This is a genomic window from Plantibacter sp. LMC-P-059a (assembly GCF_030209505.1).
GTDB lineage: Bacteria > Actinomycetota > Actinomycetes > Actinomycetales > Microbacteriaceae > Plantibacter.
In genome coordinates this window covers 46,818-72,802 of sequence record NZ_JARVRZ010000008.1, presented here as the reverse complement: position 1 = coordinate 72,802, position 25,985 = coordinate 46,818, and the positions used below count along the sequence as shown (strand labels likewise).

The window sequence follows — 25,985 nt, the reverse complement described above, 5'->3', positions numbered from 1 at the left end:
GTGGGACAGAACCCGGCGTACCGGTCGACCCGTTCACACCCCCGGCACGGCCACGCTGCGACGACACCGCCACAGCGCGACCGCCGTGCTCAGGCGATGCGTTCCGCAGGGCCGGCGGCGAGCGAGGCAGCTCCGAGGATGCCGGCGTTGTTGCGGTGCACGGCCGGGATGATGGGGGTGTCGAGCTTGAGCAGTGGCAGGAAGTGGTCGGCGTGCTTGGACACCCCGCCACCGACGACGAACTGGTCGGGCGAGAAGTAGAACTCGAGACGCTCGTAGTACTTCTGCAGGCGCTTGGCCCACTTCTCCCAGCTGAGGTCCTCGCGCTCCTTGACCGCATAGGACGCACGGGTCTCGGCGTCCTTGCCGTCGATCTCCAGGTGCCCGAGTTCCGCGTTGGGGATCAGCGTGCGGTTGTAGATGAGCGCCGTACCGATACCGGTGCCGAGGGTGGTCAGGATCGTGAGTCCGGACGCGCCTTTCGCCGCTCCGAACTCGGTCTCCGCGTATCCGGCCGCGTCGGCGTCGTTCACGAAGGTGATCTCCCGGCCGAGCCCCTGCTCGAACAGCTGCTCGGCCTCCAGACCGATCCAGGCGTCGGAGACGTTCGCGGCGGACATCGTCCGGCCGTTGCGCACGATCGCCGGGAAGCACACGCCGAGCGGCAGCCCGTCGGAGGCGGGTGAGAGCTTCTCGAGCACCTCGCGGACGGTCACGACGATGTCCTTCGGCTCCCCGCCCTTCGGGGTCGGGATCTTCACCCGATCGGTGAGGAGCTCACCCGTCGTGAGATCGACGACCGCGCCCTTGATGCCGGTCCCTCCGATATCGATGCCGACGGCGGACCGGGGAGCTGCATTCGTCATGTCGTCCAGCCTAGAGCGCTCGGGGCGCTGCAGTGGTGTCGATCCCGCTCGGGAGCGTCAGGACCTCGGCACCACGTTCGGTCACGACGAGGGTGTGTTCGAACTGGGCCGTCAGGGACCGGTCGCGCGTCGTGACCGTCCAATCGTCGTCCCACTGCTCCCACTCCTGCGCCCCGACGGTGAGCATCGGTTCGATCGTGAAGACCATGCCGACCTCCATGACGGTGTCGTACTGCGGCGCCGCGTCGTAGTGGGGGACGATGAGGCCTGAGTGGAACGACCTGCCGACCCCGTGGCCGGTGAAGTCGCGCACGACGCCGTAGCCGAACCGCTTGGCGTAGGACTCGATCGCCCGACCGATCACGTTGATCTGACGGCCGGGCGCGACCGCCTTGATGCCGCGGTTGAGTGCCTCCCTCGTGCGCTCCACGAGGAGGCGGGTCTCCTCGGTGGCGTCACCGACGAGGAAGGTGACGTTGCTGTCACCGTGGACGCCGTCGAGGTAGGCCGTGATGTCGATGTTGACCAGGTCGCCGTCGCGCAGCGCGGTGTCGTCCGGGATGCCGTGGCAGATCACCTCGTTCACGGAGCTGCAGATGGACTTCGGGTACCCGCGGTAGCCGAGCGTCGACGGGTACGCGCCCGCGCCGATGACGAAGGCGTGCCCGATGGCGTCCAGTTCGTCGGTCGTGACACCGGGGCGGACCGCCGCCCCGACCGCCTGGATGGCGTCGGCCGCGATGGTCCCGGCGACGCGGATCCGCTCGATCTCCTCGGGCGTGTAGAGGTCGCCGCGGTCGTCGGCGGCCGGCGCCGTGCGACCGACGTACTCCGGTCTGGCGATCGTCGCCGGCACCGCTCGCGGACGGCCGACGAGGCCGGGGATCAGGTGACCTGCGGAGTCGAAAGGCATAGGATCGAGCCTAACCGAGCAGGGGAGCAGCGTCGTGGCCAAAGAACCGTCCGAGCAGTACTGGTACAACACGAAGACCGGTCAGGTCGAGTTCGGCTTCGAGTCGAGCGTCGTCGACCGCGTCGGCCCCTTCGAGACGGCCGCGGAGGCCTCGCACGCGCTCGAGCGTCTGCGCGCGAACAGCGCGAAGTGGGAGGCCGAGGAAGCCGCCGACGACTGAGCCCCCGCCTCGCGTGGCGAGGGGAGTGCGGGTCTGCCCTCTTCCGCCACTGCGGTGTGTTCCGCCAGGATGGGCCGAGCGATGAAGCTCGAGCGGGGGGAACATGCACAGGATCGACCGTCCGCGGAGGCTACGTAGCGCGCCCAGGAGAACGGTCGCGGTCCTTGTGGCCGCCGTCGTCCTGCTGCCGGCCCTCGCGCTGTCCGACGTGCCGACGGCTCGGGCCGAGGTGCGCACGGCCGAGTGCGTGGTCGAGGTGCCGGGTGGCTCCCGCTGCGGTGAGCTGAGCGTCCCGCTCTCGCGGGAGGTGCCCGAATCTGCGCAGGCGACGCTCCCGTACGTGGTGGTGCCGGCGGCGCTGGACACCGGTCGGGTGCCCCTCGTCTACCTCGCCGGAGACACGCCGCTCTCCGAACTCGACGTCGTCGCGCTGACGGTCGAGCGTGGACTAGCGGCCGACCGCGACGTGGTCCTCGTCGAACGGCGGGGCGGAGCGGATGCAGCCCCGACGCTGGCCTGCGATCCGGCGGCCGAGGCGTTCCGGTCGGCGCTCGGTACCGAGGGGAGCCGCGAGGAACGGGTCACGGCCGTCGCGGCCGCCTTCACGAGCTGCGCGGAGGGCTGGCAGGAGGACGGCTTCTCGGCAGGCGACTTCGGGGTGCAGGCCGCGGCTGCGGACCTGCGGGACCTCCGGCAGGAACTCGGCTATGCCCGCTGGACGGTGCTCGCGGTCGGCTCCTCGGCCGGTGTCGCGCTCACCGCGACGGGCATCGACCCGGAGGGTGTCGACGGGGTCGTCCTCGACGGACCCGATCTGGGCGCGCCGGGGATCGTGTCCTCCGCAGGGGTCGAAGCGGCGCTCTCCGTGATCCGCGCGCGGGGCGACGATCGCGCACCGACTCCGTCGAGCTCAGACAAGACCGAGACGAGCGATGCGGGACCGGCGACCGCCTCGGCTCCGATCCTCGACACCTCCTGGTCGGCTGAGCGGCTGACGGCGGCGAGCGAGGCGCTCACGGCCAGCCCGCACCGCACGACCGGTGCTCGGCCGACGACGATCGGTGGCGACGCGCTGCTCACACTCGTCTCGCACGCCCTGTCCGACCCGACGACCCAGGCGGCGCTGCCCGTCCTGCTGGAGACCGTGGCGGAGGGGCACCGTGCCGCGCTCGACCCGCTGGCCGCGGCGGCGGTCGACGACCTCTCACGGGGCGGCGTGCTCGGGCGCGTGCTCGGGTGCTCGACGGCCGCCTGGCCTGGAGCTGCCGAACGGTCCGATCCCGGGACCCCGACGACGACCCTCCTCGAGGACGTCGCCGCGGCGGCCTGTACCGCGTTCGGCGTGGCGGCGAGCCCAGCGCCACCACCACTCGACCGACCCCTCCTCGTCGTCAGTGCACCGGAGCAGGACGCCGCGTGGGCATCTCCGCCCACCGGCTTGGCCACCGCCGCCGTCGCCGCGGTCTTCCCCGGCTCCGGCGCGATCCCCACCGCGAACAGCTCCTGCGCGTCGGTCGTGGTCCGCTCCTGGCTGAGTGAACCCTCGAGCTACCGAGCGGCCCTGTGCGCCGGCGACGACGCCGCGATCCCCGTCATCGACGCCGCAGACGTCTCGACGAGCGCCAGGTGGTCGGCGGACACAGCCGGCGGCGGCGGGCCGTGGCTCGTGCTGGCGCTCCCGATCCTGTTCGCGCTGGTCGCGATCGGGTGGTCCATCGCCTGGGCCTACCGACTGATCACCCAGGCGCTCCGGCGCGAACCGGTGCAGGACGGACTCCGCCTGGGGATCGCGCCGGTGTTCGGCGCCAGTTGGGCCGTGGGCGCTGCCGCGCTGCTCCTGCGGGACGGACTGACGAGCCCGGCGGTCGGCCTGATCGGCGTCCCCGCGGCCCTGCCATGGCTGTCGATCGCGCTCCTCGTCAGTTGCCTCGGCCTCGTACCGGTCTGGGAGGGGGCGCACCGCGGTTCACGAATCCGGATCGCGGCGATCTCCACGCTCTGGGCGGCTACCGCGCTGTGGACGGCGGTCTACGTACTCGCCTGGTGGTGACAGGCCTGTCGAACGCCTCCGCCTGGCGTGCTGATGAGCACGAAGACGGACGGAGCCAGTAGCCTAGACACGGGCCGCCGGCCGAAGGAAGAGGGGCAGATGGATAAGCAGCGCGACTTCGTTCTCCGCACGATCGAGGAGCGGGGCGTCAAGTTCGTCCGGCTGTGGTTCACCGACGTCGTCGGCACCCTCAAGTCCGTCGCGATCGCGCCGGCCGAGGTCGAAGGCGCCTTCTCCGAGGGCCTCGGTTTCGACGGCTCCGCGATCGAGGGGCTCAGCCGGTCCTACGAGTCGGATCTGCTGGCGCACCCGGACCCGACGACGTTCCAGATCCTCCCGTGGCGCGGCGAGATCGACCCGACCGCGCGCATGTTCTGCGACATCACGACGCCCGACGGCCAGCCGGCCGTGGCCGATCCGCGGAACGTCCTGAAGCGCACCCTGGCCAAGGCGGCCGACATGGGGTTCACGTTCTACACGCACCCCGAGATCGAGTTCTACCTCCTGAAGTCCTCGCAGTACGGCGTCGACGGTCCGGAGCCCGTGGACTCGGCCGGGTACTTCGACAACGTCCCCGGCGGCACCGCGCACGACTTCCGTCGTCGCTCCGTCCGGATGCTGGAAGACCTGGGCATCTCCGTCGAGTTCAGCCACCATGAGGCCGGCCCAGGCCAGAACGAGATCGACCTCCGGTACGCGGACGCCCTCACCACCGCCGACAACATCATGACCTTCCGCACCGTCGTGAAGGAGGTGGCGATCGAGCAGGGCGTCTACGCGACCTTCATGCCGAAGCCCCTCGTCCACCAGCCGGGGAGCGGCATGCACACACACATGTCGCTGTTCGAGGGCGATTCCAACGCCTTCTACGAGGCCGGTGCGCAGTACCAGCTCTCCAAGACGGGTCGGCAGTTCATCGCCGGGCTCCTCACGCACGCTCCGGAGATCACCGCGGTCACCAACCAGTTCGTGAACTCCTACAAGCGACTGTGGGGCGGTGTCGGGCCGAACAAGCTCTCCGAGGCACCGAGCTTCGTCTGCTGGGGTCACAACAACCGCTCGGCGCTCGTCCGAGTCCCGCTCTACAAGCCCAACAAGGGGCAGAGCGCCCGGGTCGAGTACCGAGCCATCGATTCGGCGGCCAACCCGTACCTGGCGTTCTCGCTCATGCTCGCGGCCGGCCTGAAGGGCATCGAAGAGGGCTACGAGCTACCACCCGAGGCCGAGGACAACGTCTGGACCCTCTCCGACACGGAGCGTCGTGCCCTCGGGTACAACGCCCTGCCCGCCAGCCTCGACCGCGCCGTGAGCCTCATGGAGGGTTCCGAGCTCGTCGCGGAGACGCTCGGTGAGCAGGTCTTCAACTACGTCCTGCTCAACAAGCGTCAGGAGTGGCAGGAGTACCGCGCCCAGGTGACCCCGTTCGAGTTGGCCAGCAACCTGGAGATGCTCTAACCGAGGGGGCCGGTGGGTCGTATGGTCCGGGAGAACATCTCACTCAGCACCCTCGCGAGGCTCGGCTTCACCGGTCTCGGCGAGGCGCGGGATCGGCTGCAGGAACTCGCGGCGCTCGTCCCGGTCGACCCGGCGGTCATCACGCCGTCGTTCGCCGTCGCGGCGGATCCCGACGCGGCGCTCGTCGGCGTGCTCATGATCGGCCGGAAATCTCCGGACGAACTCGCCGGGCTCCTCGCCGACCAGGCGCCGACCGAACGCTTGTTCCGGTTGCTGGGCGCATCGCAGGGGTTCATCGACTTCTTCCTGCGGCACCCAGACCAGTTGTCGGTCTTCGAGTTGCCGGTCACGAGGGTCCCGACCCTCGACGAAGCTCGCGATGAGCTGCTGGCGAGCGTCGGCGCCGTGGACGGCTTCGCCGAGATCGTCGAGGAACCGGCCTGGGATGCAATCCGCGTCGTCTACCGTCGTCTGCTCGCCGAGGTCGCGCTCTTCGATCTCTGCGCCCCCGATCCCATCGTCGTCCTCGACCGGGTCGCCAGTGCCCTCTCCGACCTCGCTGCGGGCGCCCTGGAGGCGTCGATCGCGGTGGCCAGGACGCAGACCAGCGGCGCGCGTGGCCCGGGCGTCTATCCACGCGAGGAGGTCGCGGCGACGCGGTTCGCCATCATCGGTATGGGCAAGGCGGGCGCGCGCGAGCTCAACTACGTCTCGGACGTGGACGTCATCTTCGTCGGCGAGGGCTCGGGGGACGACGAGGGCGGCCTCGACAACGGTCGCGCCGTCGAGATCGCCACCCGGCTCGCCGTCCTCACCATGCGGGGCCTCGGCCAAGCCGGTCTCGAGCCGAGCCTCTGGGAGGTCGACCCGAACCTGCGCCCGGAGGGAAAGGCGGGCGCCCTGGTTCGCACCCTCGAATCACACCTCGTCTACTACGACCGGTGGGCGAAGAGCTGGGAGTTCCAGGCCCTCCTCAAGGCCAGGGCTCTCGCCGGCGATCAGGAGCTTGGGGCGCGCTACATCGAGGCGGTGCAGCCGAAGGTGTGGGGGAGTGCGTCCCGCGAGGGCTTCGTGGAGTCTGTCCAGCGCATGCGGGAGCGGGTCACCGAGAACATCCCCGCGGAGGACGTCCACTACCAGTTGAAGCTCGGTCCGGGCGGCCTCCGCGACATCGAGTTCACCGTGCAGCTCCTCCAGCTGGTGCACGGCCAGCTCGACGACTCCGTCCACCAGCGGGGCACCCTCGCCGCGCTCGACGGCCTCGCCACGGCCGGGTACATCGGTCGCGCCGAAGCGCAGGAGTTCGCGCACGACTACCGCCTGCTCCGCGTCCTCGAACACCGACTCCAGCTGACACGACTGCAACGCACCCACATGATGCCGCGCGACGAGCCGTCGCTCCGGTCGCTCGCCCGCTCGAGTACGCTCGCGACGACCGCCCAGGCGCTCGTCTCCCGGTGGGAGACGACGAAGCACGGCGTCCGGCAACTGCACGAGCGTCTCTTCTACCGCCCGTTGCTCTCGGCGGTCGCCGCCCTGCCCGAGAGCGGACTGAGTCTGACCAGCGGGCAGGCTGAGGCCCGACTCGCGGCGATCGGCTTCGTCGACCCCCGCGGTGCCCTGGCCCACATCGGCGCGCTCACCGCCGGGGTGTCCCGGCGCGCGAACATCCAACGGCATCTCCTCCCCGTCATGCTGGGGTGGTTCGCCGACGGCGCCGATCCCGACTACGGCCTGCTCGCGTTCCGACGGCTCAGCGAATCGCTCGGCGAGTCGCACTGGTTCCTGCGGATGTTGCGCGACTCATCGGGTGCGGCCGAGCGACTCACCAGGGTCCTCTCCGGATCGCGGTTCATCGGCGAACTGATGGACCGGATCCCGGAGTCCGCGGCCTGGCTCGCCGGCGATGAGGACCTCCGCCCACGGTCGTCGGCGGCGCTCGGCGAGGAGATCGCGGCGATCCTCCGACGACACGACTCGCCCGACTCCGCGGCTGCGGCCATCCGCGCGGTGCGACGACGCGAGGTCCTACGCCTCGCGATGTCCTCCACCGTCGGCATGCTCGACGTCCAGGGGCTGGCCGCAGGTCTCACCGACGTCTCGACGGCCACGCTCGCCGGACTCCTGGGTGCCGTCCGCCGCATCGGCGGGCTCGGAGCCGACATCGAGTTCGCGATCATCGCCATGGGACGGTACGGCGGTGCCGAGTTGGGCCTCGGGTCGGACCTGGACGTCCTCTACGTGTTCCGGGCGCTTCCGGACGTCGAGCCACAGCTCGCGCAACGGCAGGCGGCTGCGATCGCCGCCGAGCTAAACCGGTTGAGCGAGGACGCCCGGCTCCCGCTCGACCTCGACCTCGACCTGCGTCCGGAGGGCAAGAACGGGCCACTCGTGCGGTCCCTCGACTCCTACCGGAACTACTACGCGCGCTGGTCGCTCACCTGGGAGGCGCAGGCGCTCCTGCGGGCTGCCGGCGTCGTCGGCGATCCGGACCTCATCGCCGCCTTCACCGAGGTGGCCGACACCGTCCGCTATCCGGCGGACATCAGCGAGCAGTCCGTCCGTGAGGTGAAGCGGATCAAGGCGCGGGTCGAGAACGAACGACTGCCGCAGGGCGCCGATCCGACCCGACACCTCAAACTCGGCCGAGGATCGCTCAGCGATGTCGAGTGGTTCGTGCAGCTCCTGCAACTCGAGCATGGTGTCGACGTACCGGCGCTCCGGACGACGTCGACGCTCCGGGCACTCGACGCGGCGGTGGAGGCGGACCTCGTCGATCGGGAGTCCGCGAACCGACTCCGTGAGGCTTGGATCCTGGCGTCGCGGATCCGCTCGGCGATGACCCTGTGGTTGAACAAGACCCAGGACGTGCTGCCCAGCGACCGACTGCAGCTCGAGGGCGTCGCACGACTGCTGGAGTACCCGACCGGATCGGCGAGCCTCCTGGAACAGGACTACCTCGCCGCGACCCGTCGAGCCCGCACCGTCTTCGAGCACGGCTTCTACGGGCTCTGAGCCCGCCACACCCGTCGGCACGATCACGCGGAACCGCCCCGCCATCCGGAAGGATGACGGGGCGGTTCGTGGTGCTGAAGGGACTCAGACGCCGTAGTACAGCTCGAACTCGAACGGGTGCGGGCGCTGGGCCAGCGGCTTGATCTCGTTCTCGCGCTTGTACTGGATCCAGGTCTCGATGAGCTCCGGCGTGAAGACGTTGCCGGCGAGGAGGAACTCGTGGTCCGCCTCGAGTGCCTCGAGCGCGGCACCGAGCGACGCGGGCACCTGCGGGATGTTCTTGGCCTCCTCGGGGGGAAGCTCGTAGAGGTCCTTGTCGACGGGCTCGTGCGGCTCGATGCGGTTCTTGATGCCGTCGAGGCCCGCCATCAGCTGCGCGGCGAACGCGAGGTACGGGTTGCCGGAGGCGTCGGGCGCGCGGAACTCGATGCGCTTGGCCTTCGGGTTCGTGCCCGTGATCGGGATGCGGATCGACGCGGAGCGGTTGCCGGCCGAGTAGACCAGGTTGACCGGAGCTTCGAAGCCGGGGACGAGGCGGTGGTAGGAGTTCACCGTCGGGTTCGTGAAGGCGAGGACCGCGGGAGCGTGCTTCAGCAGACCACCGATGTACCAGCGGGCGAGGTCGGAGAGACCGCCGTAGCCGTTCTCGTCGTAGAAGAGCGGCTTGCCGTCGCTCCAGAGCGACTGGTGCGTGTGCATGCCCGAACCGTTGTCACCGAAGAGCGGCTTCGGCATGAAGGTCGCGGTCTTGCCCCACAGCTCAGCCGTGTTCTTGACGATGTACTTGAACTTCAGGATGTCGTCCGCCGCGGCGACCATGGTGTCGAAGCGGTAGTTGATCTCGGCCTGGCCGCCGGTGCCCACTTCGTGGTGAGCGCGCTCGAGGATGAGGCCGGCGTCGATCAGCTTGAGGCTGATGTCGTCGCGGAGGTCGGCCTGCTTGTCGACGGGGCTGACGGGGAAGTAGCCGCCCTTGTACGGCGTCTTGTTACCGAGGTTGCCGCCCTCTTCGGCGCGACCGGTGTTCCACGCTCCCTCTTCGGAGTCCACCGAGTAGAAGCTCGAGTGCTGGTTCACCTCGTAGCGGACGTCGTCGAAGATGTAGAACTCTGCTTCGGGGGCGAAGAACGCGGTGTCCGCGATGCCGGTCGAGGCGAGGTACTTCTCAGCCTTCTTGGCGACCTGACGCGGGTCCTTGGAGTAGATCTCGCCGTTGCGGGGGTTGTAGATGTCGAACACCATGATGAGCGTGCGCTCGGCACGGAAGGCGTCGATGTAGGCGGTGGAGACATCCGGGATGAGCTGCATGTCGGACTCGTGGATGTTGGCGAAGCCACGGATGGACGAGCCATCGAAGAGCTGGCCGACGGTGAAGAACTCCTCGTCGACGGTGCTGGCCGGGATGTTGAAGTGCTGCTGCACGCCGGGAAGGTCCGTGAAGCGGATGTCGAGGAACTTGACATCGGTGTCCTTGATGAACTTGAGCACTTCGGAAGAATCACTGAACATGTGAATGGCTCCAAATGGGGTTGGTACAGGGAGGCTGCACAGCGCAGCCACCTGTGAGACTACGGGGAGGGGGTTACCCCGCCATGACACCCATGTTTCGTGGATGTTACGAGAATCCCCGCCCGAATAGAATGGCACAGTGCCCCAGACCCCGCAGAATCCACGGACCTTCGGTGAGCTTCCTCCCAGTGCCTTCCCTGGCGAACGGCTCGGACTTCCTGAGAGCGGCGTCCGTTCGGTCGCACGGGTCGGTCGGCGAATCACCGCCCTCGTGATCGACTGGGCTCTCGCCGTGGTGCTCTCCGTCGCCTTCTTCGCCTACGACGCCACGGCGACGCTCGTCATCTTCGCGATCATGCAGCTCGTGTTCATCCCCACGATCGGTGGCAGCATCGGTCACCGCCTGTGCGGCATGCGGTTGATGCCGCTGGCGGGCGGGTGGGTCGGGCTCTGGCGTCCGGTGGTCCGGACGGCGCTCCTGTGCGTCGTCGTGCCGGCGCTCGTCTGGGACTCGGACCAGCGCGGGTTCCACGACAAGGTGGCCGGCACGGTGCTCCTCCGCGTGCGCTGAATCCGCGCCGACGATCGGAACGCGACAACGGCCGCCCTCCGGAGAGGGCGGCCGTTGCGGTTGCGCGGGAGACGCTGCGCGACGTCAGGTGATCAGCGCGCGCGCTGCGGACGGACCCGCATCGGGTCGACGCCCTTCGGGATCGGGAGCTGGGTGCCGAACGACGACAGGCGGTTGCTCACGGCGAGCACCTCGGGGTTGGTCAAGGACTTCTTGACCTTCCGGAGGGCACCGGAGAGCTGACGGAGCTGCACGGAGTCGGCGTCGGGGCCGACGTGGAAGACCGTGATCGGCACGTTCGGGAGGATACGGGTGACCTTGCGCTTCTCGTCCTCGAGCAGGCGTGAGGTCCGCGATCGTGGTCCTTCCGCGATCAGGGCGACGCCCCCACGGCCGACGGCACGGTAGATCGCGTCCTGGGTCTTGGGGTTCACGGCGACGGGCATCTCGCTCGTCTGCCACGAGCGTGGTGCTGCACGGAGGACCTGTCCGACAGCGCCCGGTCGACCCTCGATCTGCGTGTAGACGACCTTGTCCGCGCGACGGGTGAGGATGAACAGCGCGGCCAGGATGCCCGCGAGCACGCCCGCGATGATCCACATGACGAGCGCGAAGATGTTGCCGGCGGAGAACAGCAGCGCCACGGCGATGCCGATGAGCACCGGCAGGATGAACCCACCGAGCATCAACCACTGCGCCGCCTTGTCGTGGCGACGGGTGAGCTGGAACACCTGCCAGAGCTGCTTGATCCGCCCTGGTTCCTTCTGCGCCGCCGGGGGCGCGTCCTTCTGAGCCATACACCCAGGATAGCCGGTGCCGGAGGGTCGTGATGCTGCGATGTGCTCCACAGGAGCGCCCCTCCGGTTCCCTGTCCACAACCATCGGTGCGGACCGAGGCGGCAGATCCCGGACGTCACAGGATCAGGGTATGGAAACGTCGATCGATCCGTCCGATGCAGCAGTCACCGTGGCAGGCCGTCGCCTCGTCAGACGCCTGGGCACCGGCCAGGAGTGGACGGCCTACTCGACGGTGCCCGTCGACGCCGAGCCCGGCGGTCCCGGCGGCGGGGTCCTGGCTCCGACCGTCGTCGATGCAGTGCTGCTCCGCGCCAGGGCGGACGCCGCCGAGCGGGGCCTCTGGCGCCGAGCGGCCATCCTGTCGCGTCTCGACCATCCGCACATCGTGAAACTCATCGATGTCGCCGAGGATCCCGGCGGTCTGCCGTGCCTGCTGGTCGAACGGCTCGCCGGCGGCACCCTGGGGGAGTTGTTGCGCCGCCGCGAGTCGATCGCGCCGGGCGAAGCCGTCACCATCCTGGCTCCGCTCGTCGACGCGGTCCGCGCGGCACATCTCGCGGGCATCGCTCACGGTGGCATCGCGGCCACCGCGGTGTCGTTCGCCGCCGACGGTCGACCGGTCCTCGCCGGTTGGTCCCGGGCCGTCGCCGTCGACCGACCCGGTCTCAGCGGCGGGACCGGCCGCCCAGACCCGGCGTTCGTCGACGACTGGTCGGCGTTCTCCAGACTCATGGACGGCGTGCTGCGATCGACGCCGTCCGCCGACCAGCCAACGACCGAGCCGTGGGTCGCGGAACTCGCACCAGGACTCGCCGATCATGAGATCGCCAACCGCCTGCAGCAACGGATCCATGCCCTCGCGAGACCCCTGCCGGTCCTCCTGGACCGCATCGATCCTCCGACGGGTACCGCAGCCGACGAGATCCGTGCCGCCGTCGAACACGACCGGGCGATGCGGGCGACCACGCCGCCGACGAGACGTGCTGCCGCCGAGGCGAGACGCCGCACGCCCCTGGCGGCGAGGTTTCGTCAGCGTCTCGACGTGCGCCCGGGTCGCCGCTCACACGACGCGGCCGCCGACCGCCCGGCAGCGCGGCGCGGCAGCCCGCCGCGCCGGCGCCTGGTCCTCGGCGGAGCAGGCGCTGCCGTGGTCCTGGCGTCGACCGCGATGGTCCTCCTGCCGCCGGAGGCGCCGAGCACAGCCGACGCTGGTTCGAGCGGGCAGCAGCCCTCGACGTCGCAGGCCCCGTCCTCCGCTCCTGCGCCCGTCCCCTCCATGCAGGCCGATGCTGCCCCGTCCGCCGAGGCCGTCGACGCCGTCGACGCCGTGGAGGGCGATGATCCGCTCGCAGCCGCCCGCGCGCTCGTGCTCAGACGCGACCAGTGTCGTTCGAGTTCGGATGAAACGTGCCTCTGGGAGGCTGTCGAACCGGGATCGCCGTTCGGGGACGAGGAGCAGGTCGGCGACGGGATCGGATCGATCGAGGCGGCGACCCTGGAGCTCGTCGACCGCCAGGGCGACGCGGCCGTCCTTCGAGGCACGGCCGAGGCTGCGGCCACGGACGACGGTGCGCCGAAACGACGCCAGCCCGTCACGCTCCTCGTGGTGAGGGGCGAGACGGGCTGGCGTCTGCGGGAGGTCTTCACCGCCGGATGAGGCGGTGATCCCCGGGTGGTCGTGCTGCGATCAGATCCCGAGCGAGCCGCGGAAGTCGCCTGCTTCGAGGCGGTTCTTCACCTGGACGAGGAAGCGTGCAGCGTCCGCGCCGTCGATGATCCGGTGGTCGTAGCTCAGGGCGAGATAGACCGTCGAACGGATGGCGATGGCGTCGGCCCCGTCGACCGTCACGACGACCGGCTTCTTGGTCACGATGCCGGTTCCGAGAATCGCCGACTGCGGCAGGAACACGATCGGGGTGTCGAACAGCGCACCCCGCGAGCCGGTGTTCGTCAGCGTGAACGTCCCGCCGGAGAGCTCGTCGGGCTGCAGCTTGTTGTCGCGCGTCCGCTGGGCGAGGTCGGCGATCTCCGCGCCGAGCTCCGCGATCGACTTGGAGCCGGAGTCACGGATGACCGGGGTGAGGAGACCACGCTCGGTGTCGACCGCGATCGCGAGGTTCTCGGTCTCCGGGTAGACGATCTGATCGCCGTCGACCGTGGCGTTGATGATCGGGTACGTCTGGAGTGCCTCGCTGGCTGCGAGGGCGAAGAACGGCAGGAAGGAGAGCTTGTTGCCGGTCTTGGCCAGGAACTCGTCCTTGACGGCCGTGCGCAGTGCGGCGACCTTCGTGACGTCGACCTCGACGACGCTCGTGAGCTGGGCGGTGCCCTGCATCGAAGCGACGGCGCGTTCCGCGACGACCTTGCGGAGACGCGACATTGCCTTGCTCGTGCCGCGGAGTTCCGAGACCTGGACGGCGGGTGCCGCTGCGGTCTCGGTGTCGGTGTCGGTCGTGCTGCCGGCACGCTGTGCCTGGAGGACGTCCTCCTTGCGGATGCGTCCACCGACACCGGTGCCGGTGACGGTGTTGAGGTCGACCCCGTGCTGGTTCGCCAGGCGGCGGACGAGCGGCGTGACGTAGCCGGAGTTGACGACACCGGAGGGCTGCTCGGAAGCAGCAGGTGCCGGAGCAGCGGCGGGAGCCGGAGCGGCAGCTGCCGGAGCGGCCGCGGGAGCCGGAGCAGCGGCCGGAGCCGGAGCAGCGGCCGGAGCCGGAGCAGCGGCCGGAGCAGCAGCGGGAGCCGGAGCAGGTTCGGGCTCGGGTGCTGGCGCAGGTTCGGCGGCGGGGGCCTCAGCTGCCGGCTCCGCCGCGGGGGCGGGCTCTTCGGCTGCGGCAGCGCCCGAACCATCACCGATGGTCACGAGGGCGGTACCGACCTCGACGGTCTCGTCTTCCTGGACGAGGATCGCTTCGATGACACCTGCGACGGGCGAAGGGATCTCGGTGTCGACCTTGTCGGTCGAAACTTCGAGCAACGGCTCGTCGACCTCCACGGTGTCGCCGACATTCTTCAGCCAGCGGGTGACCGTACCCTCGGTGACACTCTCGCCGAGTGCCGGGAGGCTGACGGATTCGCTCATGACCTTGTCTCCTTTGAAACCTGTTGTGTGTGCTTTAGCTTATTGGGGTGTTCGGGCCGCGTCACAGCGCGTGCAGGGGCTTGCCTGCGAGCGCGAGGAATGCTTCGCCGAGCGCCTCGTTCTGCGTGGGGTGCGCGTGGATGAGCGGCGCGATGTCCTCCGGGTATGCCTCCCAGTTGACGGCGAGCTGGCCTTCGGCGATGAGTTCGCCGACGCGGGCACCGATCATGTGGACGCCGATCACCGGACCGTCGTTGACCCGGATGACCTTGACGTTGCCGCTCGTGCCGATGATCTCGCTCTTGCCGTTGCCGGCGAGGTTGAAGTCGTAGCTCGTGATGTTGTCGGCGCCGTACTGCTCCGCCGCCTTCGCCTCGCTCAGACCGACCGAAGCGATCTCAGGGTCGCTGTAGGTGACCTTCGGGATGTTGATGTCCTCGATGACCACCGGCTTGAGGCCGGCGATCTCCTCGGCGACGAAGATGCCCTGCTGGAAGCCGCGGTGTGCGAGCTGGAGGCCGGGGACGATGTCGCCGACGGCGTAGAGGCCGGGGATGTTCGTCTCGAGGCGGTCGTTGGTGATGACGAAGCCGCGGTCGATGGTGACACCGACCTCCTCGAAACCGAGGCCGGCGGTCGACGGGCCACGGCCGACGGCGACGAGCAGCAGCTCGGCGTCGATGGTCTTGCCGTCTTCGAGCGTGATGTGCACGCCCTGGTCGTCCTGCGTGACGCCCTGGAACCGGACGCCGAGCGAGTAGTCGATCCCGCGCTTGCGGAACGCGCGCTCGAGGGCCTTGCTGATGGCCTCGTCCTCGTTGGGGACCAGGTGGGGGAGTGCCTCGATGATCGTCACCTCGGTGCCGAAGGACTTCCACACGCTTGCGAACTCGACACCGATCACGCCGCCGCCGAGCACGGCGACCTTCTTGGGCACGAAGTCGAGCTGCAGGGCCTGCTCGCTCGTGATGACCCGGCCGCCGATCTCGAGGCCGGGGAGCGAGCGGCTGTACGAACCCGTCGCGAGGATGACGTTCTTGCCGGTGATGAGGTCGTCGCCGACCTGCACGCTCGTCGGGGAGACCAGACGGCCCTCACCCTCGATCGTGGTGATGCCACGAGCCTTCACGAGGCCCTGGAGACCCTTGTACTTCTTCGCGACGATGCCCTCGCGGTACTTCGTGACGCCCTCGATGTCGATGCCTTCGAAGGTCGACTTGACGCCGAACTTCTCGGACTCGCGGGACGCGTCGGCGACCTCGGCGGAGTGCAACAGCGCCTTGGTCGGGATGCAGCCGCGGTGCAAGCAGGTGCCGCCGACCTTGTCCTTCTCGATCATGCCGACGGTGAGGCCGAGCTGCGAAGCGCGCAGCGCCGCAGCGTATCCGCCGCTTCCGCCTCCCAGGACTACCAGGTCAAAATTCTGCTCGGACACTCCGTTGCTCCTTGTGTGTGCTTCGTGGTCGATCGGAAACCGTCGTGGTGTGTTCGGCGGTGTCGAGGCAGGTCGAACCGCCCCCATCGACCTTACTACGGGTGGCTAATCTCCTCGGCCATTGCGAGGAGTGTGCGGACCGCGACACCGGTCGGTCCCTTGGCGGTGAACCCGTACGCCGCGTCGCCGTTCATGGCGCTGCCGGCGATGTCGAGGTGCGCCCACGGGATGCGGGTCGCCACGCCTTCGGCATCGGTGCGTTCGGGGATGAACTCCCGCAGGAAGGTCCCGGCGACGAGCATGCCGCCCGCGGTGGTTCCCGGCTTCGCGTTCGCGAGGTCGGCCACGTCCGAGTCGAGCACCTTGCGGAGTTCCGCGGGGAACGGCATCGGCCAGAAGAGCTCGTCGGCGCCGAACCCGGTCGCGATGAGGTCGGTCACGAACGCGGCGTCGCCCATGACCCCGGTGTAGCGGTTGCCCAGCGCCACCACGGCGGCACCGGTGAGGGTCGCGACGTCGATGATCGCGTCGGGCTCCTCTTCAGCGGCGGCGACCAGGCCGTCGGCCAGGACCAGACGGCCCTCGGCGTCGGTGTTGGTGACCTCGACCGTACGACCGCCACGGATCGTGAGGACGTCGTTCGGTCGGATCGCGGTCCCGGAGGGGAGGTTCTCGGCGAGACACAACCAGGCGGTGAGCCTCGTCGGCACGCCCAGGCGCGCGGCGGCGGCCAGGACGGCGAGGACGGTGGCCGCCCCGGTCATGTCGTACTTCATCCCGACCATCGACACCGGCGGCTTCAACGACAGCCCACCGCTGTCGAAGGTGATGCCCTTGCCGACGAGTGCGAGGTGCGTTCGAGCCGCCTCCGGGTGGTAGCTCAGCTTCACGAGACGCGGGGGCCGTGAGGATCCCTGCCCGACCCCGAGGATGCCGCCGAAGCCGTCCTCGGCCAGGCGGGTCTCGTCCCATTCCTCGACCTCGACGTCGAGGCCGTCCACGGCGGCCCGCGCGGCGTCGGCGAAGGTCGCCGGGTAGAGATCGTTCGGCGGGGTGTTGACGAGGTCCTTGACGAGCCCGATGGCCTCGGCGACCGCCGCAGCGTGCTCGGCGACGTCGATGCCAGGGGCGTCGAGGGCTGGCGGGACGACGACCGTGACGCGCTCGAGGGGGCCAGGCGCCGACGGCGTTCCGGTGCCACGGGAAGCGGTGTAGCGGTACGAGCCGATGGCTGCGCCTTCGAGGACGGCTTCCGCTGCCTCCGCCGTCTCCTCCGTCAATGCGAACGTGATGGAGGTGTGGCCGTCCAGCCCTCGGGTCACCGCGCCTGCGGCGCGACGGAAGGCCGCAGGGTCCGTGTCGGCGCCGACCCCCATAAGGACGAGACCCGTCGCGGTGCCGAATCGATCGGGGAGCCGACGCACCTGGTCTTCGGCCCCGGAGATACCGAAGGCGGGAAGCTCTGCGGTCAGTGCCGTGTAGGGCTCGGGAGCGAGGAGTTCCGGGCCGTCCTGACCCTGCCTCACCGCGAGGACGAGCAACTCGCCCTCGAGCTGCTCCACGGTGGCGGACACGACGGACAGTGCGGGGATCGTCATGTCTCCATCGTAGGCACGCACCCAGCGGGCCGGACGCGATGCCGACCCTGTTCGCTCTCGGCGGTACCCGGAGGGCGTCGAGGGGCGGGGGCCTTCGACACCCCCGTTTAGAGTTGGAGCATGCCTACGCCAGACGACCTCTACGAGGTGCACGCGGAGATCGACGTGCCCGCCGGACTGCACCTGGTGGCGGGGCTCACCGGTTTCTCCGACGCCGGGGGAGCGGTCGGGCAGCTGAACGCCTACCTCGACGACGTGCTCGACACGACGGTCGTCGCCGAGTTCGACGCCGACGTGCTGCTCGACTACCGCGCGCGCCGACCGATCATCTCCTTCGACCAGGACCACCTGACCGAGTACCGTCCGCCGCGGTTGACGCTCTCGCTCGCGCATGACGAGCTCGGATCGCCGTTCCTCCTGCTCACCGGCTTCGAGCCGGACTTCCTGTGGGGGCGTTTCGTGGCCGCGGTGCTGGAACTCGTCGACCGGTTCCGAGTGAGCGACACGACCTGGGTCCACGCGATCCCCATGCCGGTCCCGCACACCCGACCCATCGGCGTGACCGTGAGCGGCAACCGCTTCGACCTCATCGAGTCGCTCTCGGTCTGGCGCCCGCGCACACAGGTGCCGTCCAACGTGCTGCACCTGCTCGAACACCGCCTCTACGAGCGCGGCGACAGCATCGCGGCGTTCGTCCTCCTCGTTCCGCATTACCTGGCGGACACGGAGTTCCCTGCCGCGGCGATCATGGCCATCGAGAGCCTGAGTGCCGCGACCGGCTTGATCTTCCCGACGGACCGGCTCCGTGAGGACGGCCGTGACTTCCTCGCCAAGATCGACGAACAGGTCGGCACGAACCACGAACTCGGCCAGCTCGTCACGACGCTCGAAGAGCGCTACGACGCCTACATGGCCGACAACTCCCCGAAGTCGCCGCTGACCGACATCGACGGCGCCCTGCCGACCGCCGACGAGATCGCGGCCGAACTCGAGAAGTTCCTCGCCAGCAGGCGGCACGGCGACGAGGACCGTTCGAGCGCCTAAGCTGGATCGGTGGGATCTCGACGCGTCTGGTGGGTGTTCGGCGTCGGAGTGTTCGCCTACCTCATCACCGTCATGCAGCGGTCGACGCTCGGTGTCGCGGCCGTCGACGCCACCGGTCGGTTCCACATCGACGCTGCCGCGCTCTCGACGCTCGCGGTCGCGCAGCTGATCGTCTACGCCGCGATGCAGGTCCCCGTCGGCGTCCTGATCGACCGCCTCGGTCCACGGATCCTCATCGCAGCCGGTTTGTCGGTCGTCATGATCGGTCAGATCTGGTTGGGGCTCACGACCGAACTGGGCGGCGCCATCGTCGGGCGGATGCTCGTGGGACTCGGCGACGCCGCCGTGTTCACCTCGGTCCTCCGGCTCGTGAACTCCTGGTTCCCCACGCACCGCGTGCCGATCGTCTCGCAGTGGGTCGGGAACATCGGGCAGATCGGCCAGGTCCTGTCAGCGGTCCCCTTCTCCTTCGTCCTGCACGCCCTCGGGTGGTCGCCGGCGTTCCTCGGCGCGGCGGGTCTGGTCCTGCTCGCCCTCGTGGGCGTGCTGATCGTCGTGCGCGACCGCCCGACCGGGTCGGACGAGGCCCCTCGGCCGGAGAGCTGGGGACACGTCGTCCGCGAGGTCGTGGTCAGCCTGCGGCGGCCCGGCACCCGTCTCGGGTTCTGGTCGCACTTCGTGACCCAGTCCTCCGGAACCGTCCTCACCCTGCTCTGGGGCTTCCCGTTCATGGTCTACGCGCTCGGGTACTCGCAGCCGCTGGCGGCGTCTCTCCTCATCGTGATCGTCGTCTCCGGCATGATCGCGGGGCCGATCATCGGCGTGCTCACCGCGCGGTTCCCGTATCGACGCAGCAACCTGGTGCTCTGCATCGTGACGGTCATGGGCCTCGCATGGGCGGCCCTGCTCCTGTGGCCCGGAGTCCCTCCGATGTGGCTCGTCATCGTCCTGTTCGTCGTCGTGGGGGTCGGCGGGCCCGGGTCGCTGATCGGGTTCGACTTCGCCAGGACCTTCAACCCCATCCGGGCACTCGGTGGCGCGAACGGCATCGTCAACGTCGGCGGGTTCCTCGCGAGCTTCGTCATCATGTTCCTGATCGGCCTCATCATCGACGCGGTGAGTGGCGGCTCTCGCGCCGACTACTCGATGGACAGTTTCAGGATCGCGTTCTCCGTGCAGTACCTCGTGATCGGGTTCGGCGTCGCCATGCTGCTCGTGGCCAGGTCGCGCACGCGGAAGCGCTTCGTCGAGGAGGAGGGGATCGCGGTCGGCCCGTTGTGGATCGCCGTCCGTGCCCGACTCGGTCGCCGTCGCTGAGCGTTCGCCTCGTGCGACGGACCGGCTCTTGACAAATCGCCGGTGGCTCTGTGGCCTTCCGTAGCGCGCTATAATAGATCTCGGACCCGTTCACCTCTCGGAATGTCGGCGGCCCTTTTCGGGTTGCACTGCACCAAGACTTGACATGGGTCCTCGTAATGTCCGAAATCACGGACGATCCGGCGTTGACTCTCGAAGCCGGGTCCGAACAGGAAGGTGCAGCTATGGCCACCAAGACCGCTCGCGCAGACGAAGCAGCGCCGGCAGACGAGGCCACGGAGGCTCCCGCAGCGAAGGCTCGGACCACCAAGGCCGCCACGCCGCGCACGAAAGCCGCTCCCAAGGCGAAGGCCACGCGCGCCAAGGCCGCCCCGAAGGCGGGCTCGGAGCCCGATGAGGCTGCCGACGACGAGGACGTCGTCGTCGAGGTCGTCGCCGACGACGCCGTGGTCGACGCTCCCGCCGGCGAGGCGACGGAGGCGGTCGAGGAGGAGGACGACAAGTCCGTCCCCGAGATCACCCTCCCCACCGACGCACTCGTGCTCTCCAACAGCGACGACGACGAGATCCCCGTCTACTCCGCGGCGATCACCGGCGCGACCGCCGACCCGGTGAAGGACTACCTCAAGCAGATCGGTAAGGTCGCCCTCCTCAACGCAGCGGAAGAGGTCGAGCTCGCCATGCGCATCGAGGCCGGACTCTTCGCGGAGGACAAGCTCTCGCAGCTGTCCGACCTCGAGAAGCGCTCGCGCGTCGGCCGGGAACTCCAGTGGGTCGCGAAGGACGGAGCCCGGGCGAAGAGCCACCTGCTCGGCGCCAACCTGCGACTCGTCGTGAGCCTCGCCAAGCGCTACACCGGACGAGGCATGCAGTTCCTCGACCTCATCCAGGAGGGCAACCTCGGGCTCATCCGTGCTGTCGAGAAGTTCGACTACACGAAGGGCTTCAAGTTCTCCACGTACGCGACCTGGTGGATCCGCCAGGCCATCACGCGTGCCATGGCCGACCAGGCGCGGACCATCCGCATCCCCGTGCACATGGTCGAGGTCATCAACAAGCTCGCCCGCGTGCAGCGCCAGATGCTCCAGGACCTCGGTCGCGAACCCACGCCTGAGGAACTGAGCCGTGAGCTCGACATGACGCCTGAGAAGGTCATCGAGGTCCAGAAGTACGGCCGCGAGCCCATCTCGCTGCACACCCCTCTGGGCGAGGACGGCGACAGCGAGTTCGGCGACCTCATCGAAGACACCGAGGCGGTCGTCCCGGCCGATGCGGTGAGCTTCACCATGCTGCAGAAGCAGTTGGAGTCGCTCCTCGATTCACTGTCCGAGCGCGAAGCAGGTGTCATCCGGATGCGCTTCGGCCTCGGAGACGGCATGCCGAAGACGCTAGACCAGATCGGCGACACGTTCGGCGTCACGCGCGAGCGGATCCGACAGATCGAGTCGAAGACGATGGCCAAGCTGCGTCACCCGAGCCGATCCCAGTCGCTCCGCGACTACCTCGAGTAGGAGCATGCGCTACGCCCCCGCCATCCTCGCGGGTCGAGCCGTCCGATTCCTCGCCAGGCTGCGTAAGCCGGGCGGGGGATCGGCCGTTCCCGGCCTCGTGGTCAACCGTGTCGCTCCCGGGTTCCTGCCGGACACGCTGAACAGCTTCCCGCGTGGCCTCGTGATCGTGAGTGGCTCGAGCGGGAAGTCGACCACGACCAAGATGCTCGTGGGTATCCTGCGCGCGCATCAGGTCTCCGTGTTCACGAACCCGTCCACGGCGAACATCTCCCAGGGCCTCACCTCGGCACTCCTCGAACGGGCCGACCTCCGAGGTCGGATCGACGCGGATCTGGGCGTGCTCGAGATGGACGAGGGCCATGGGGCTCTGATCGCGCCGCGGCTCCGCCCGGCGCACGTCATCCTGACGAACGTGTCGGTCGATCAGATCGACCGCTTCCACGATGCCGCCATGGTGTCCCGCATGCTCGATGCGATCGCCGGACGATCGACCGGTTCGCTGGTCCTGAACGGCGACGACGCGCTGGTCGACGCGGTCGCCTCGGGGAGCGCCGCGACCCGGTGGCGGTACGGCGTCTCGGCCTCGGTCCTGGAAGCCAGTCCGCGTGGCCTGGGCTACAGCTCGACCGCCCCGGATCGTGTCGACGCGGACGCCGGCACGGTGGTCCAGTCGCTGGCCGGCGACGAGGTGGTCATCGCGCACCGAGGCGAGACCGCGCGGTTCCGCCTTCCCGCTCGCGGCGTGCACTACGCGATCGACGCGGCTGCGGCCATCTCCGGTGCCGCGGCCATCCTCGGGCCGGAGTTCCGGCTCGCGACGGCGGCAGCCTCGTTCGGGGCCTTGACCCCGGTCTTCGGCCGCGGCGAGGTGACCACCGTGCGTGGCGTCGAAGTGGAGTTCGTGCTCGTCCAGAACCCGGCGAGCTTCCAACTGAACATCGACAGTCTCGCCCCGGACACGGAGCAGATCCTGGTGGCCGTCGGCAGCGACGTCCGCGACCCGTCCTACCTGTGGCCGGTCGACACGGCCCGACTCGGTCGCGTCGCCGTCGTCTCCGGGTCGAAGGCCTGGGAGGCGGCGCTCCAGCTCGGGTACGACGGCGTCGAGATCGATCGCATCGAGCCGGATCTCGGTGCGGCCCTGGACGCGTTCCTGGCACTCCCCGCCCCTGGTGTCGGCCGTAAGACCGTCATCTTCACCGCCGACTCGATGCGTCGCACGCGCGCGCACCTCGGGCTCGCCTCGAACGATCAGGACGACGCATGACGACCGAGCCGACGATCATCATCGCCGTCCTGCTGCCGTCGAGCTGCAACGTCAACGGCGACGCCGAGAACGGCTCGGTCCTCGCCCGCCGTGGTCGCGCTCGGGGACTCACCGTCGAGCTGGTCCCGGTCGAGTCGGTGGCGGACCTGCCGGACGCGGTCCACGCCGTCGTGCTCGGCTCCTGCGACGACCCGTCCGCCCCGGCTGTCCTCGAAGCGCTCCGGCCGTTCCACGACGCCTTCATCGCGTGGGTGGAGGCCGGGGTGCCGGTCCTCGCCGTGGCGAACGGATGGAAGCTCCTCACCCGTCGTCTCGAACTGACACCGGGCAGCTGGGTGGACGGACTCGCGATCATCGAGGGGGACGCCCCGCTCCGCAGCGCCCGGGCCAGCGACGACCTGCTCGTCGTGCCGGCCGGCGACCTCGAGCTGGAGTCGCCCGTCCTCGTGGGCTACGAGAACCACGCGAGGGACTTCCGTGCCGGTACGGGCGTCCAGGCTGTCGGCGCGGTGCGCCACGGCCGCGGCAACGGAGACGGCACCGAGGGGGCGATGGTCGGTCCGTTCATCGGCACTCATCTGCACGGACCGGTGCTGGCGAAGAACCCCGAACTGGCCGACCGTCTGCTCCGTCAGGCCATCGTCGTCGCCGGTGGGACGTCGATGCTCGACGAGTCGCCGGAACTGCGCGCCCTCGACGACATCGCCGAGCAGGCGCGGGCACAGATCATCACGTCCATCGGCTGAACCCATGACGAAGGGCCCCGGATCTCGGATCCGGGGCCCTTCGTCATGACTGGGGAGGCTACGCGCGCTGCTCGGTGAAGAGCCGCGCGGACTCGTCGTGCCAGTCGGTCGCGACCTGCGTCAGCTTCTCCTGGTACTTCTTGCCGTGGTGCGCGCAGAACAGCAGCTCACCGCTGTTCATCTGCACGCGGATGTAGGCCTGTGCTCCGCACAGATCGCAACGATCGGCGGCAGTCAGTTGCTGGGCGTCGAGGTCACTCGGCGTGCTCTCGGTAGCAGTCTGTGACATGTGCTCCTCCTGACTCGGGCGGCTACGAAACTCGTAGTACTCATGAAAGCACGCGTTCGCCGCAACGGTGTGCCTTTGCGCGTTCGTTTCGCTCTGCGCGTAGATCATTCGGACCAGACCCTCAGCCGGATGGGTGCCGGCCGGAATGCAGGATGGCGGGATCGTCGCCGAGTGTCACCATGGGCGTGTCGGACGCGGAGACTACTCTTGAGAGGTGAGCAGCGACTACTCCGCCCGGCATCTCTCCGTCCTCGAAGGCCTCGAGGCGGTGCGCAAGCGACCCGGCATGTACATCGGATCGACGGACTCGCGGGGCCTCATGCACTGCCTCTGGGAGATCATCGACAACTCGGTCGACGAGGCACTCGGCGGGCACGGTGACGAGATCGAGATCATCCTGCACGCCGACCAGAGCGTCGAGGTCCGAGACCACGCGCGAGGCATCCCGGTCGACATCGAGCCGAAGACCGGCCTGTCGGGCGTCGAGGTCGTGTTCACGAAGCTACACGCCGGCGGCAAGTTCGGCGGTGGGTCCTACGCCGCGTCGGGCGGGCTGCACGGCGTCGGCGCCTCTGTCGTCAATGCGCTCTCGGAACGGCTCGACGTCGAGGTGGACCGCGGTGGCAAGACCTACGCGATGTCCTTCCACCGTGGCGAGCCCGGCATCTTCGCCGACACCGGTGAGCCCACGCCGGACGCACCGTTCACCCCCTTCGAGAAGCAGAGCGAACTCCGAGTCATCGGGAAGACCAAGCGCGGCGTGACGGGCACGCGGATCCGCTACTGGGCCGACCGCCAGATCTTCACGAAGGGTGCGCAGTTCCAGGCTGAGGAGCTGTTGGGCCGAGCCCGTCAGACGGCCTTCCTCATCAAGGGGCTCGGCATCCACATCCGCGACGAGACCGTCGAGGAACCGACCGAGGCCATGTACCGCTACGAGGGCGGCATCTCGGAGTTCGTCGACTACCTCGCGGGCGACACCGCCCTCACCGACACCTGGCGCCTCACCGGAAGCGGCACGTTCACCGAGACGGTGCCGGTCCTGTCGCCGTCGGGCACCATGGTCGCGACCGAGGTGGAGCGCGAGGCCGAGGTCGACATCGCCCTGCGGTGGGGCACCGGGTACGAGATGGTCATGCGGAGCTTCGTCAACATCATCGCCACACCGAAGGGCGGCACGCACCAGCTGGGCTTCGACCAGGGGCTGTTGAAGTTCCTCCGGGCCCAGGTGGAGCAGAACGCCCGTCGGCTGAAGGTCGGCTCGGACAAACTCGAGAAGGACGACGTCCTCGCCGGCCTGACCGCCGTGCTGACGGTCCGGCTCGCCGAACCGCAGTTCGAGGGCCAGACGAAGGAGATCCTCGGGACGCCCGCCGTGCGGGCCATCGTGGCGAACGTGGTCGCGAAGGAGCTCAAGGAGCGGTTCGCGTCGACGAAACGCGACGATAAGGCGCAGACGGCGCTCGTGCTCGAGAAGATCGTGTCCGAGATGAAGTCCCGGATCTCCGCCCGGACCCACAAGGAGACACAGCGCCGGAAGAACGCCCTCGAGAACTCGTCGCTGCCGGCCAAGCTCGTCGACTGCCGCTCGGGCAACCTCGAATCGAGTGAGCTGTTCATCGTCGAGGGTGACTCCGCGCTCGGGACGGCGAAGCTGGCGCGAGACAGCTCGTACCAGGCGCTCCTCCCGATCCGCGGCAAGATCCTGAACGTGCAGAAGGCCTCCGTCTCCGACATGCTCTCGAACGCCGAGTGCGCGTCCATCATCCAGGTCATCGGAGCCGGGTCAGGTCGATCCTTCGACCTCGACGCCGCACGGTACGGGAAGATCATCCTGATGAGCGACGCGGACGTCGACGGTGCGCACATCCGCACCCTCCTGCTCACGCTCTTCTTCCGCTACATGCGGCCGCTCATCGAGGCCGGCCGCGTCTTCGCTGCGGTGCCACCGCTGCACCGGGTCATCGTCATCAACCCCGGTTCGAAGCCGAACGAGACGATCTACACGTACTCCGAAGCCGAGCTGCACGCCGTCCTCGCCGACCTCAAGCGCACCGGCAAGAAGCACCAGGAACCGATCCAGCGGTACAAGGGACTCGGTGAGATGGACGCCGACCAGTTGGCCACGACGACGATGGATCGACGCCACCGCACGCTCCGCCGCGTGCGCGTGGAGGACGCCGAGTCGGCCGGACGCATCTTCGAACTCCTCATGGGCAACGATGTGGCCCCGAGGAAGGAGTTCATCGTGGACAGCTCCGACCGGCTGTCCCGCGAGAGCATCGACGTCTGACTCCCG

At 68.9% G+C, this 25,985-nt stretch carries 20 protein-coding genes; 12 read left to right on the top strand and 8 right to left on the bottom strand.

What is annotated here, in order from left to right; genetic code table 11:
- Nucleotides 1-89 precede the first annotated feature (89 nt).
- The gene (ppgK, locus tag QRN27_RS17530) at nt 90-866 is read right to left on the bottom strand and encodes a polyphosphate--glucose phosphotransferase (RefSeq protein WP_285043317.1); all 777 of its coding nucleotides are present in this window, start codon (nt 864-866) and stop codon (nt 90-92) included.
- 10 nt (nt 867-876) lie between these two features.
- Nucleotides 877-1,779, bottom strand: a complete 903-nt coding sequence (gene map, locus QRN27_RS17525) for a type I methionyl aminopeptidase (protein WP_285043316.1) — start codon at nt 1,777-1,779, stop codon at nt 877-879.
- Between the two features lie 34 nt (nt 1,780-1,813).
- Between map and QRN27_RS17520 the strand changes: the two genes are divergently transcribed.
- The 4 genes from QRN27_RS17520 (at nt 1,814) to QRN27_RS17505 (ending at nt 8,519) form a co-directional block, all read left to right on the top strand.
- Nucleotides 1,814-1,999, top strand: coding sequence for an SPOR domain-containing protein (locus tag QRN27_RS17520; protein WP_285043315.1), 186 nt, complete (start codon nt 1,814-1,816; stop codon nt 1,997-1,999).
- A gap of 166 nt (nt 2,000-2,165) precedes the next feature.
- On the top strand, nt 2,166-4,049 hold the full coding sequence (locus QRN27_RS17515) for a hypothetical protein (protein WP_285043314.1): 1,884 nt from the start codon (nt 2,166-2,168) through the stop codon (nt 4,047-4,049).
- 99 nt (nt 4,050-4,148) lie between these two features.
- Nucleotides 4,149-5,504, top strand: coding sequence for a glutamine synthetase family protein (locus tag QRN27_RS17510; RefSeq protein ID WP_056005992.1), 1,356 nt, complete (start codon nt 4,149-4,151; stop codon nt 5,502-5,504).
- Nucleotides 5,505-5,525: 21 nt separating this feature from the next.
- The gene (locus QRN27_RS17505; RefSeq protein WP_285043319.1) at nt 5,526-8,519 is read left to right on the top strand and encodes a bifunctional [glutamine synthetase] adenylyltransferase/[glutamine synthetase]-adenylyl-L-tyrosine phosphorylase; all 2,994 of its coding nucleotides are present in this window, start codon (nt 5,526-5,528) and stop codon (nt 8,517-8,519) included.
- An 84-nt stretch (nt 8,520-8,603) separates the two neighbouring features.
- Here the strand turns inward: QRN27_RS17505 and glnA are convergent, their stop codons facing one another.
- Nucleotides 8,604-10,028 (bottom strand): type I glutamate--ammonia ligase, encoded by a 1,425-nt coding sequence (gene glnA, locus QRN27_RS17500; RefSeq protein ID WP_056005986.1) that lies wholly within the window; start codon nt 10,026-10,028, stop codon nt 8,604-8,606.
- Between the two features lie 139 nt (nt 10,029-10,167).
- Here glnA and QRN27_RS17495 point away from each other — a divergent pair, with 139 nt between their 5' ends.
- Entirely contained in the window at nt 10,168-10,599 is a 432-nt protein-coding gene (locus tag QRN27_RS17495; protein ID WP_285043313.1) for an RDD family protein, read from the top strand.
- 92 nt (nt 10,600-10,691) lie between these two features.
- Here QRN27_RS17495 and QRN27_RS17490 read toward each other — a convergent pair whose 3' ends face one another.
- On the bottom strand, nt 10,692-11,396 hold the full coding sequence (locus QRN27_RS17490; protein ID WP_056005980.1) for a DUF4191 domain-containing protein: 705 nt from the start codon (nt 11,394-11,396) through the stop codon (nt 10,692-10,694).
- 131 nt (nt 11,397-11,527) lie between these two features.
- On the opposite strand from QRN27_RS17490, the gene QRN27_RS17485 reads away from it, so the two are divergent.
- Nucleotides 11,528-13,054 (top strand): protein kinase domain-containing protein, encoded by a 1,527-nt coding sequence (locus QRN27_RS17485; protein ID WP_285043312.1) that lies wholly within the window; start codon nt 11,528-11,530, stop codon nt 13,052-13,054.
- A 30-nt stretch (nt 13,055-13,084) separates the two neighbouring features.
- On the opposite strand, the gene sucB is transcribed toward QRN27_RS17485, so the two are convergent.
- From sucB to QRN27_RS17470, 3 genes are all read right to left on the bottom strand, one after another.
- The gene (gene sucB / locus QRN27_RS17480; RefSeq protein WP_285043311.1) at nt 13,085-14,479 is read right to left on the bottom strand and encodes a 2-oxoglutarate dehydrogenase, E2 component, dihydrolipoamide succinyltransferase; all 1,395 of its coding nucleotides are present in this window, start codon (nt 14,477-14,479) and stop codon (nt 13,085-13,087) included.
- A gap of 61 nt (nt 14,480-14,540) precedes the next feature.
- On the bottom strand, nt 14,541-15,914 hold the full coding sequence (lpdA, locus tag QRN27_RS17475; protein WP_285043310.1) for a dihydrolipoyl dehydrogenase: 1,374 nt from the start codon (nt 15,912-15,914) through the stop codon (nt 14,541-14,543).
- A gap of 95 nt (nt 15,915-16,009) precedes the next feature.
- Nucleotides 16,010-17,512 (bottom strand): leucyl aminopeptidase, encoded by a 1,503-nt coding sequence (locus tag QRN27_RS17470; protein ID WP_285043309.1) that lies wholly within the window; start codon nt 17,510-17,512, stop codon nt 16,010-16,012.
- A gap of 120 nt (nt 17,513-17,632) precedes the next feature.
- Between QRN27_RS17470 and QRN27_RS17465 the strand changes: the two genes are divergently transcribed.
- From QRN27_RS17465 to QRN27_RS17445, 5 genes are all read left to right on the top strand, one after another.
- Entirely contained in the window at nt 17,633-18,556 is a 924-nt protein-coding gene (locus QRN27_RS17465) for a proteasome assembly chaperone family protein (protein WP_285043308.1), read from the top strand.
- Nucleotides 18,557-18,565: 9 nt separating this feature from the next.
- Nucleotides 18,566-19,873: an MFS transporter gene (locus QRN27_RS17460; protein WP_285043307.1), complete on the top strand. Its 1,308-nt coding sequence runs from the start codon at nt 18,566-18,568 to the stop codon at nt 19,871-19,873.
- 224 nt (nt 19,874-20,097) lie between these two features.
- Nucleotides 20,098-21,384 carry an RNA polymerase sigma factor gene (locus QRN27_RS17455; RefSeq protein WP_285043306.1) on the top strand — a complete coding sequence of 429 codons (1,287 nt, stop codon included), beginning with the start codon at nt 20,098-20,100 and terminating at the stop codon, nt 21,382-21,384.
- Nucleotides 21,385-21,388: 4 nt separating this feature from the next.
- Nucleotides 21,389-22,651 carry a MurT ligase domain-containing protein gene (locus QRN27_RS17450; RefSeq protein WP_285043304.1) on the top strand — a complete coding sequence of 421 codons (1,263 nt, stop codon included), beginning with the start codon at nt 21,389-21,391 and terminating at the stop codon, nt 22,649-22,651.
- The gene (locus tag QRN27_RS17445; RefSeq protein ID WP_285043303.1) at nt 22,648-23,397 is read left to right on the top strand and encodes a type 1 glutamine amidotransferase; all 750 of its coding nucleotides are present in this window, start codon (nt 22,648-22,650) and stop codon (nt 23,395-23,397) included. The genes QRN27_RS17450 and QRN27_RS17445 overlap by 4 nt, the downstream gene beginning before the upstream one ends.
- 58 nt (nt 23,398-23,455) lie before the next feature.
- Here the strand turns inward: QRN27_RS17445 and QRN27_RS17440 are convergent, their stop codons facing one another.
- Nucleotides 23,456-23,686, bottom strand: coding sequence for a DUF7455 domain-containing protein (locus QRN27_RS17440; protein ID WP_056011197.1), 231 nt, complete (start codon nt 23,684-23,686; stop codon nt 23,456-23,458).
- Between the two features lie 214 nt (nt 23,687-23,900).
- On the opposite strand from QRN27_RS17440, the gene QRN27_RS17435 reads away from it, so the two are divergent.
- Complete coding sequence (locus tag QRN27_RS17435; RefSeq protein ID WP_285043302.1) at nt 23,901-25,979, top strand: DNA gyrase/topoisomerase IV subunit B; 2,079 nt, start codon at nt 23,901-23,903, stop codon at nt 25,977-25,979.
- Nucleotides 25,980-25,985: the final 6 nt, after the last annotated feature.

Coding starts and splice junctions, on each gene's coding strand:
- ppgK (WP_285043317.1), bottom strand. CDS start 866: ATGACGAATGCAGCTCCCCGGTCCGCCGTCGGCATCGATATCGGAGGG.
- map (WP_285043316.1), bottom strand. CDS start 1,779: ATGCCTTTCGACTCCGCAGGTCACCTGATCCCCGGCCTCGTCGGCCGT.
- QRN27_RS17510 (WP_056005992.1), top strand. CDS start 4,149: ATGGATAAGCAGCGCGACTTCGTTCTCCGCACGATCGAGGAGCGGGGC.
- QRN27_RS17505 (WP_285043319.1), top strand. CDS start 5,526: ATGGTCCGGGAGAACATCTCACTCAGCACCCTCGCGAGGCTCGGCTTC.
- glnA (WP_056005986.1), bottom strand. CDS start 10,028: ATGTTCAGTGATTCTTCCGAAGTGCTCAAGTTCATCAAGGACACCGAT.
- QRN27_RS17490 (WP_056005980.1), bottom strand. CDS start 11,396: ATGGCTCAGAAGGACGCGCCCCCGGCGGCGCAGAAGGAACCAGGGCGG.
- QRN27_RS17485 (WP_285043312.1), top strand. CDS start 11,528: ATGGAAACGTCGATCGATCCGTCCGATGCAGCAGTCACCGTGGCAGGC.
- sucB (WP_285043311.1), bottom strand. CDS start 14,479: ATGAGCGAATCCGTCAGCCTCCCGGCACTCGGCGAGAGTGTCACCGAG.
- QRN27_RS17470 (WP_285043309.1), bottom strand. CDS start 17,512: ATGACGATCCCCGCACTGTCCGTCGTGTCCGCCACCGTGGAGCAGCTC.
- QRN27_RS17465 (WP_285043308.1), top strand. CDS start 17,633: ATGCCTACGCCAGACGACCTCTACGAGGTGCACGCGGAGATCGACGTG.
- QRN27_RS17455 (WP_285043306.1), top strand. CDS start 20,098: ATGGCCACCAAGACCGCTCGCGCAGACGAAGCAGCGCCGGCAGACGAG.
- QRN27_RS17450 (WP_285043304.1), top strand. CDS start 21,389: ATGCGCTACGCCCCCGCCATCCTCGCGGGTCGAGCCGTCCGATTCCTC.
- QRN27_RS17445 (WP_285043303.1), top strand. CDS start 22,648: ATGACGACCGAGCCGACGATCATCATCGCCGTCCTGCTGCCGTCGAGC.
- QRN27_RS17440 (WP_056011197.1), bottom strand. CDS start 23,686: ATGTCACAGACTGCTACCGAGAGCACGCCGAGTGACCTCGACGCCCAG.